This is a genomic window from Rhodococcus sp. (in: high G+C Gram-positive bacteria), assembly GCF_049286785.1.
Classification (GTDB): Bacteria; Actinomycetota; Actinomycetes; order Mycobacteriales; family Mycobacteriaceae; genus Rhodococcus_F.
The window spans coordinates 1-8,640 of record NZ_JBAQEO010000866.1 but is presented as its reverse complement, the minus strand read 5'-3'; the positions used below and the strand labels follow the sequence as shown (position 1 = coordinate 8,640).

Sequence of the window (8,640 nt, the reverse complement as noted above, 5' to 3'; positions counted from 1 at the left end):
CGTTCCACCGACTGTGCCTCGAGGTGGCTTCGGCGGAACCCCTCCAGACCGTGGCCGACTTGGCCTGCGACGACGTGGGTGCCATCGAACTCGGGCAACGGATTCGGTTGTTCGCGCTTCGCGGGTGTTACGGCACCCCATGCCCACACGGTGTGTGCTCCCACTGGAATCACCAGCGTCGCCTCGGGGGCGCCCCAGTGACGAAGGACCGGGTCGATGACACTACGCAAATCAGAACCGGAGAAACCGAGTGGTGACTTGTTCCACGCGATGATCGCCACGTGCGCCCCTCTCAGTGGGTAGGCGAGAGCCTCCTCGGCGTGGTCCGGATCGACCGACTGGGCGTCGACGATGTTTTTCACGAGATCGAACCGGGCGGCGGAAATGCTGGCTGCCCACGTGTTCTGTTCGTCGAGAAACGCCGTCGCTGCAACGCTGGTGAAGTCGTCCATCACCTCGAAGAGCAGGACGGAGACTCGCCGCAGTTCGGTGCTGTTCTCCTTCTCCGGCACCAGCAGCGTCGCTCCGTCGAGCAGGGCGGCCGCGAGCACGGCGTACCCGACCCGAATTGAGCGGAGCAGGTCGTCGAGCTCGAGGCCGCGGCGGGCGAAGTCCTGGGCGATCTCGACCTCCTCGGCGCTGGCGAGGGACCCGTCCGACTCGCCGAGTCCGGAGACCAGCGTCAACGCTCGCAACGTGGTCGAGGTAGTGGCCCGGCGCAGCGCATTGAAGTGGGGAGCGCTGTCCCCCAACGGGGGAATTTCCTGTGTGATCTTGGCGGCGATCCGCTCGCCGACCTCTATTGCCCAGGTCACCGCTCCGTCTCCTAGTACAGACCGGAGTCGATCCCCCTCGGGGCCGAGCCACTCGAGTTCCGGGCCGTGGGGGCGGGTCCCGACGAGTCTGCAGGTCCAGTGCGCCACCCGGACGTCCTTTCGCCAGCCTCAACCGTTGCGGCACCACTGGGCGCCGTTTGGTCTGAAGACCAATCCACGACCTCGGGCCTGTGCCGTGGACAGTGGTCATCCTCATCACAACAGGGTGAAATTGTGTCACAGGCCACACGCGGCATGTATCGGCCACCCAGTCCCCTGGTGCACCTGCGCATGAAAGGTCCCCAATGACCGCCACACCCAAGTTCGCCCACGTCGTTTTACAGACCAGCCGGCCCGAGGAAATGCGCGACTGGTACTGCACGGTGCTCGACGCCCACGTCGTCTTCGAAGGGCACGGACTGTGCTTCGTCACCTTCGATGACGAACACCATCGCATCGCCTTCCTCGGCGCGCCGGTCGAGCTCGAACCGAAGTCACCGACCGCGGCGGGCATGCACCACACCGCGTACACCTTCGATTCGCTCGACGACCTGCTCGATCGCTACGAGCTGCTCGAGGGCAAGGGCATCACCCCGAAGGTCCCGATCCAGCACGGGGTCACCACCTCCCTGTACTACCAGGACCCGGACGGGAACTTCGTCGAACTCCAGATCGACAACTTCGCGACGCCGGACGAGGCCACCGCCTACATGCGCGGTCCCGAATACGGCGGCAACCCCGTGGGGGTGAGCTTCGATCCGAAGCTGATGCGCCAGGCCCGTCGCCAGGGCACTCCCGAGGCGGACCTGATCACCCGAGCCTGGGCATTGTCGGTCAGCCCCGACCTGCCCGACCCGATGCCCGCACTCACCGGCGCCTGACCCTCATCTCGGACACGAGCACACGGATTGGAGCGCACATGCGCATCGTCAACCACGACGGCCGCCTCGGCCTCGCCACACCGGACCGGTGGGTCGACGTCGAAACCGCCAGCGCGGGCAGGTTTTCTGCGGACGTCCAGGCGATTTTCCCCCGGTGGGAGGAGTTCGTCTCCTGGGCGAAGACCGTCGACCCCTCGACCGGCGCCGAGATCGATCCAGGCAGCCTCGAGGCGCCGGTCCCACGCCCACCACAGGTTTTCGCCGTCGGATTGAACTATCGGGCCCACGCCGCCGAGTCCGGTCTCGACCTCCCCGACGCCCCGTTCGTCTTCACGAAGTTCCCGGCCTCGGTCACCGGCCCCTACTCTCACATCGAGCTGCCCTCGTCCTCGGTCGATTTCGAGGGCGAGCTCGTCGCCGTCATCGGATCCGAAGCACGCAACGTGTCGGCCGCGGACGCCTGGGGACACATCGCCGGCCTCACCGCCGGGCAGGACCTGTCCGACCGCGAACTCCAGCTGTCCGGTCCCGCGCCGCAACAATTCTCGCTGGGCAAGTCCCGAGCGGGCTTCACCCCGATCGGTCCCGCCTTGGTGACGGTCGACGAATTCGACGACCCGGACGACCTCGAACTGAGCTGCACGCTGACCGGTGAAGAAATGCAGAAGACCCGTACCGGCGACATGATCTTCCCCATCCCGCAGATCGTCGAGTACCTGTCTGCGATCCTGCCCCTGTTGCCGGGCGATCTGATCTTCACCGGAACTCCGTCCGGTATCGGCTGGGCCCGTGACCCCCAGCGCTTCCTCGGACCGGACGACGAACTGATCACCCGAGTCGAACGCATCGGCGAAATGCGCCACCACTTCACCTCGAATTTCCAGAACTGAACCACTAGCTGCAAGGAACCACGATGTCCACCACCATTGACACACCCGTCCTGATCATCGGCGGCGGCGGCTGCGGCCTGTCCAGCTCCATCTTCCTGTCCAATCTCGGAGTCGAGCATCTTCTGGTCGAAAGGCATTCCGGCACCTCCAATCTCCCCAAGGCGCACTACCTGAACCAACGCACGATGGAGGTCTACCGTCAGCACGGCATCGCGGACGCCATCTACGAGGTCGGCTGCCCCATCGAGAAGTTCGGCCAGATCCGGTGGTTGACCTCGCTCGGCGGCGACGGCCCGCTCGACCGCAAGGAAATCCACCGCATGGACGCGTTCGGCGGCAACAGCCTGCGTGAACGCTACGAGGCTGACAGCCCCGTCCTGTCGACCAATTACCCGCAGCTGCGCCTCGAGCCGCTGCTGCGCGGCGAGGCCGAGAAGCGCGCCCCGGGCCGGATCCGCTACAACCATGAGGTCCTCGACTGGGAACAGACCGACGCCGGCGTCGTCGCCACCGTGGTGAACCGGGACACCGATGAGCAGTTCACCGTCCGTGCCCGCTACGTCATTGCCGCCGACGGCGGCAAGACCGTCGGCCCCCGCGAGAACGTTTCGATGGTCGGCCCCACCAATATGGTCGACATGGTCAGCACCCACTTCACCGCCGACCTGTCCGAGTACTGGGACGACAAGACGTTGATCACCTGGTTCCTCAACCCGGAGGGCGAGAGCTCCTGGGGCGCCGGCGCCATGGTTCAGATGGGCCCGACCTGGGGCCGGAACTCCGAGGAATGGGTCGTGCACTTCGCCTTCCGTCCCGACGATCCGGAACGGTTCAACGAGGAGGCCATCGTGCCCCGGCTCCGCGAACTCCTGCGCCTGCCCGACCTCGACCTGAAGGTGCACAAGGTCAGCCACTGGATTCTCGACCGCATCGTCGCGGACCGCTGGCGCATCGGCGACATCTTCCTCTCCGGCGACGCAGCGCACCGCCAACCGCCGACCACCGGCCTGGGCCTGAACACCGGCATCCTCGACGCCCACAACCTGACCTGGAAGCTGGCGCAGGTGCTGTCCGGATCCGCGACAGATGCCCTGCTCGACACCTACGAGCCCGAACGTAAGCCGGTCAGCACCGACGGTGCCGACTGGGCGTTGATGGCCTTCGGCAACCACACCGTCATCGACGCCGGCATCGGCCTGACCCCCGGCGCACCGCTCGAGGTCAACACCGCCGCCTTCCACGCCCTCTTCTCCGAAGGCCTTCTCGGCGATGCTCTGCGCGCCCGCGCCGCCGAGACGATCAGCACCCAGCGTTTCGAATTCCAGGCGCACGACGTGGAAATCGGATTCCACTACCGCCAGGGGGCGCTCGTCCCCGACGGCTCGGCTCCGGCCCCGCGGTCGGCAACCGGGACCATCTACACACCGACCAGCCGGCCCGGACATCGCCTTCCACACGCGTGGCTCGACAAGGACGGCGCCCGCATCTCCACGCACGACCTCACCGACGGCAACGGCGCCTTCGCCCTGATCACCGGCGCGGACGGCGGGGCCTGGGCGACCGCAGCCGCAGTCGCCGCCGAGAAGTTCGGGATCACGATCAACGTGGCCCGGATCGGGCCGGACTACACCGATACGGACGGTCTCTGGGCGCAGGTCGGGGAGATCGGGGACCGCGGTGCGATTCTCGTCAGGCCCGACAATCACGTCGGTTGGCGCAACGTGGACGGGGGCGATCAGCCCGAGCACACGCTCACCGCCGCCCTCGAAACAATTCTCGGCCGGCGCTGACCGCTGCTCCGTCGGTGGGTGGTGCCCGGTGATCGCGGTCGGGCACCACCCGCCACCGTCGCCCCGTTCACAGGCCTGTTGTCCCGACCGTCGAGAGGAATCGTCACCATGTCAGCGGAGATTCGCGAATTGCTGTGGACGCCGTCGCCCGACCGCATCGCGAACTCGCGGATGGCCCGGTACCGGCAGTGGCTCGCCGACACCCACGGTGTCCACACCACCGATTTCGCCTCACTGTGGCGGTGGTCCGTCGACCAGCCCGACCGGTTCTGGATCTCGATCTGGGAGTACTTCGACGTCATCGCCTCCAGCCCGTCCGACGTCGCCCTCGCCGACCGGGCGATGCCCGGAGCGCGCTGGTTTCCCGGCGCCCGACTGAACTGGGCAGAGAACCTGCTGCGTCATACCGGCCACGACAGTCCGGCGATCATCTCCGTCGACGAGTTCGGCACCACGGGGCAGCTCTCGCGCACTGGGCTGGTCACACAGGTCGCGAATCTCGCGGCGCACTTGCGGGAGGTCGGCGTCCGCCCCGGCGACCGGGTGGCGGCCGTCCTGCCGAACATCGCCCCCGCGGTCGTCGCGGTGCTGGCCTGCGCCAGCGTCGGCGCTGTGTGGTCCTGTTGCGCACCGGACTTCGGGCTGAAGGGATTGGTCGATCGGTTCGGGCAGATCGAGCCGACGGTCCTGATCGGCGTCGACGGCTATCGCTTCGGCGGCAAGCCGGTCGACCGCCGAGAACTGATCGACGAGCTGCGCACCAGGCTGCCATCGGTGCGGCACACGATCATGGTACGCAATCTCGATCCGAACACCCCTGTGCCCGAGGACATCACCGATTTCGCCGAGGCGATCACCGGCGACGCCGCACCGCGCTACGAGCAGGTGCCGTTCGAGCATCCACTGTGGATTCTCTACAGCTCCGGCACGACCGGCCTGCCGAAGGGCATCGTCCATTCCCAGGGCGGCATACTCCTCGAATCGCTCAAGGCCAATGCCTTGCACTACGACCTCGGGCCGGAGGATCGGGTGTTCATCGCCGCATCGACCGCGTGGGTGGTGTGGAACATGCTCGTCGACGCGATGGCCACCGGCGCCACCATCATCACCTACGACGGCAGCCCGACCCACGAGCGCCCGGACCACCAGTTCGAGATCTGCGCGCAGCAGCAAGTGACCCGCTTCGGCACCGGGGCGGCATATCTGACCCTGTGCGAGAAGGCAGGCACCACCCCCGGCACCGACTTCGACCTGTCAGCGCTCCGGTCCATCATGTCCACCGGGTCACCACTGCCCGACTCGACCTGGCGGTGGGTGTACCGCTGTGTGAGCACCGACGTCCACCTCGGCTCCGACAGCGGCGGCACCGACGTCGCCACCGGATTCGTCGGCGCCAACCCCCTCTCCCCGGTGTACCTCGGCGAACTCCAAGGCCCCTACCTCGGGGTGAACGTCCAAGCGTGGGATGAGTACGGCATCCCGGTGACCGGCCAGGTCGGCGAGATGGTGATCACCGCTTCGATGCCGTCCATGCCGATCTACTTCTGGAACGACCCGGACGGGTCCCGCTACCACGACGCCTACTTCGACACCTTCCCCGGAGTATGGCGGCACGGCGACTGGATCACCATCACCGACAACGGCACCTGCCGGATCCACGGCCGCTCCGATTCGACCATCAACCGCGGCGGCGTGCGCATGGGCTCGGCCGACATCTACCGGACTGTCGAGGCTCTTCCCGAGATCGCCGACGCCCTCGTCATCGGCGCAGAACTGCCCGACGGCGGATACCACATGCCCCTGTTCGTGGTGCTCCGCCCGGAGCACGATCTCGACGACGCCCTCGTCGCCAAGATCCGCACCGCAATCCGCACCGAAGTCTCACCCCGGCACGTCCCCGACGAGATCATCGACGTACCCGCCGTCCCGGCCACCCGCACCGGCAAACGCCTCGAGATCCCGATCAAGAAGCTCATCCAGGGCACAGCGCCCGACAAGGCCCTCAACCGTGCCACGGTCGCCGACACCGGTGTCCTCGACTGGTACATCGACTACGCCCACAACTTCCGTCGCGCTCGAAAGATCCAGGGACTGTCCGGCAGTGGACGCCCGACTGAAAAGGATGGCATGCCGTGACCGACGTCGTGGATTACGCTCTGAGCTGCTGATCATGTGGGCTCGACGCGCGGATCGTTCACTCGTCGGGGGGAGCGGAAAGGTCGGGATCATCAACACAGCAGTACCGTTGCGAATCAAGGCACGGGTGGGTCGATCATGAAGGCAACCGCATACCCCGAGATGATCGCCGTCCCCGCGGGACGGGTCACACTGTCGGATCGGCGAACGCGCCGCACCTGGCATGTCGATGTGGGCGCCTTCGAGATCGCAGCCACGCCCCTGACTCACGGCGAATATGCAGGCGTCGTCGGCGAGGGGCCCGACGCAACCCGGGGCTCGCGCCTGCCCGTCGACGAGGTGTCCTGGCGGGACGCGATCGCGTTCTGCAACACCCTGTCCGAGCGGGCCGGCCTGTCGGCGGCCTATCGCATGGTCGAGGACGACGTCGCATGGGACACCACCGCCGACGGATATCGGCTACCGACCGAGGCCGAGTGGGAACATGCCTGCCGGGCCGGAACAACCGGTCCGCGATACGGACCTCTCGACGCGATCGCCTGGTACCACGACAACTCCGGCGGGCAGCCGCACGACGTCGGCGGCAAGCAACCGAACGCGTGGGGCCTCCACGACACATTGGGCAATGTCTGGGAGTGGTGCTGGGATCTGTACGACCCGGAGGTGTATGGCACGTATCGGGTGCTGCGCGGCGGTGGGTGGTTCGACGAACACTGGAGTTGCCGAGCATCCGTGCGACGTCGAAGCCACCCCACCTATCGGATCGACGACGTCGGATTCCGCATCGCCCGCGTGGATCGTCCATTACCGAATACATAACGGTCGCGGAGTTCGGTCGCCGAGACGGTATCCGTAGCGGATGATCGGGTCGGGACGAACAGACCGGATGGATCCTTCGGAGGGTGGTGGCGATGACCGAACAGGAAAATGCGCATCGGGCCGGATTGCTGCAGTCCGCGATGGAGGAGTTGCAGGAGCGAACCCGGGCGGTGGCCAACCTCGTCGGCTCGGTCGGGAGCGAAGCACTCGGAGTGATTCCCGAACCTGTCTCGGCACCCGTAACCCGGATGCTGAACTCTCTTCAGCAATTCATCGATCTGGCGCCGCCGTTCATCGACGAATTCGAGGTGCTGGTCGAGGAACTCCATGCCCAGCGGTTGACCGTGCAGGCACTGCAGGCGGAGCTCTCAGCCTTCGACCATCAGATGGGGCTGATCGAGAAGTCGCTGGCGCCGCTGGAGAGCTGGATTCACCAGTGGTCCCGGTTGCGCCAGTCGCTGGCCCAGACGCCGGAACACCCTGCCTCACCGAAACACCCTGCCGCACCGAAACACCCTGCCGCACCGGAGCCCGGTTCGTCCGGAGACTGATCAGTTCCCCTTCAGTCAGTTCCCCTTCAGACATCTGTCGCGCTGGACCAACTCGAACCAGGCACTGGTTCCGCCGCGGATGTGCGGATCGGGGTAGCAGAAAGCCAGACGCTGCTCGTCGAAAACGCTGAACCATTCCTGCAACGAGATGTGTTCGACTACCGGAATGTCGACATCATGGAAGTCGATGCGCAGGAAGTGGGTGGTGGTCGCCGGATGGGCGATCCGCGCCGGTGTGCCGTGATGCGCCTGGATCCAACGGCGGATCTCGTCATGATCGGTGGTGGTGTGCCAGTGTGAGGTCATCGGATCGGTCCTGGTTCAAGTAGCCCGGTGTCTGGGGTCGTCGTGGTCGGGGTTTCGGGGTACCCACTTCCGCACGGAATGAATCCCATGACGGACGGTGACTGTTACAGCGATTCCAGTGTCACTTCGTCCGGGCTCTTGTCCTCCCTCAGCCCGCGCCAGCTCGGATGCCGCAACCTTCCCGACCCGGTCCATTCCCTGAAGCGCACCTCCCCCACCAGCGTGGGGGTGACCCACACCGCACCCTTGCGATCGGCAGCCGGCACCTCGTCGGCAAAGGGATTGCTGTCGCTTTCGAGCGGCTTCAACTCGGCGGCGAGTGCCTCGAGGTCGCGTTCGGTGAAGCCGGTGCCGACCCTGCCGACGTACCGCAGGCCGCCGTCCTCCGGAATGCCGAGCAGCACCGATCCGATACCGCTCGACCGTCCGCCCTGCCCTCTGCGCCACGCGCC

Annotated in this window: 7 protein-coding genes and 2 pseudogenes; 6 read left to right on the top strand and 3 right to left on the bottom strand. The window is 66.3% G+C overall.

The annotated features are described in order from the left end of the window. Positions 1–815: pseudogene (locus WAW17_RS30865) on the bottom strand (PucR family transcriptional regulator); the annotation flags it as partial. Positions 816–1,120: 305 nt separating this feature from the next. On the opposite strand from WAW17_RS30865, the gene WAW17_RS30860 reads away from it, so the two are divergent. The 6 genes from WAW17_RS30860 (at position 1,121) to WAW17_RS30835 (ending at position 7,882) form a co-directional block, all read left to right on the top strand. Continuing rightward, positions 1,121–1,696, top strand: a complete 576-nt coding sequence (locus WAW17_RS30860; protein WP_422336637.1) for a VOC family protein — start codon at positions 1,121–1,123, stop codon at positions 1,694–1,696. Positions 1,697–1,734: 38 nt separating this feature from the next. Further along, complete coding sequence (locus WAW17_RS30855) at positions 1,735–2,586, top strand: fumarylacetoacetate hydrolase family protein (RefSeq protein WP_422336636.1); 852 nt, start codon at positions 1,735–1,737, stop codon at positions 2,584–2,586. A gap of 23 nt (positions 2,587–2,609) precedes the next feature. Next, a complete protein-coding gene (locus WAW17_RS30850; protein ID WP_422336635.1) occupies positions 2,610–4,376 on the top strand; it encodes an FAD-dependent monooxygenase in 1,767 nt (588 codons plus the stop codon). A 108-nt stretch (positions 4,377–4,484) separates the two neighbouring features. Then, complete coding sequence (locus WAW17_RS30845) at positions 4,485–6,512, top strand: acetoacetate--CoA ligase (protein ID WP_422336634.1); 2,028 nt, start codon at positions 4,485–4,487, stop codon at positions 6,510–6,512. A 162-nt stretch (positions 6,513–6,674) separates the two neighbouring features. Then, positions 6,675–7,331 carry a formylglycine-generating enzyme family protein gene (locus WAW17_RS30840; protein WP_422336638.1) on the top strand — a complete coding sequence of 219 codons (657 nt, stop codon included), beginning with the start codon at positions 6,675–6,677 and terminating at the stop codon, positions 7,329–7,331. A gap of 92 nt (positions 7,332–7,423) precedes the next feature. Continuing rightward, the gene (locus WAW17_RS30835; RefSeq protein ID WP_422336633.1) at positions 7,424–7,882 is read left to right on the top strand and encodes a hypothetical protein; all 459 of its coding nucleotides are present in this window, start codon (positions 7,424–7,426) and stop codon (positions 7,880–7,882) included. Between the two features lie 15 nt (positions 7,883–7,897). Here the strand turns inward: WAW17_RS30835 and WAW17_RS30830 are convergent, their stop codons facing one another. Together WAW17_RS30830 and WAW17_RS30825 are read right to left on the bottom strand one after the other, a co-directional pair. Continuing rightward, complete coding sequence (locus WAW17_RS30830) at positions 7,898–8,188, bottom strand: hypothetical protein (RefSeq protein ID WP_422336632.1); 291 nt, start codon at positions 8,186–8,188, stop codon at positions 7,898–7,900. Between the two features lie 104 nt (positions 8,189–8,292). Then, positions 8,293–8,640: pseudogene (locus WAW17_RS30825) on the bottom strand (ATP-dependent DNA ligase); the annotation flags it as partial.

Coding starts and splice junctions, on each gene's coding strand:
- WAW17_RS30850 (WP_422336635.1), top strand. CDS start 2,610: ATGTCCACCACCATTGACACACCCGTCCTGATCATCGGCGGCGGCGGC.
- WAW17_RS30860 (WP_422336637.1), top strand. CDS start 1,121: ATGACCGCCACACCCAAGTTCGCCCACGTCGTTTTACAGACCAGCCGG.
- WAW17_RS30835 (WP_422336633.1), top strand. CDS start 7,424: ATGACCGAACAGGAAAATGCGCATCGGGCCGGATTGCTGCAGTCCGCG.
- WAW17_RS30855 (WP_422336636.1), top strand. CDS start 1,735: ATGCGCATCGTCAACCACGACGGCCGCCTCGGCCTCGCCACACCGGAC.
- WAW17_RS30840 (WP_422336638.1), top strand. CDS start 6,675: ATGATCGCCGTCCCCGCGGGACGGGTCACACTGTCGGATCGGCGAACG.
- WAW17_RS30845 (WP_422336634.1), top strand. CDS start 4,485: ATGTCAGCGGAGATTCGCGAATTGCTGTGGACGCCGTCGCCCGACCGC.
- WAW17_RS30830 (WP_422336632.1), bottom strand. CDS start 8,188: ATGACCTCACACTGGCACACCACCACCGATCATGACGAGATCCGCCGT.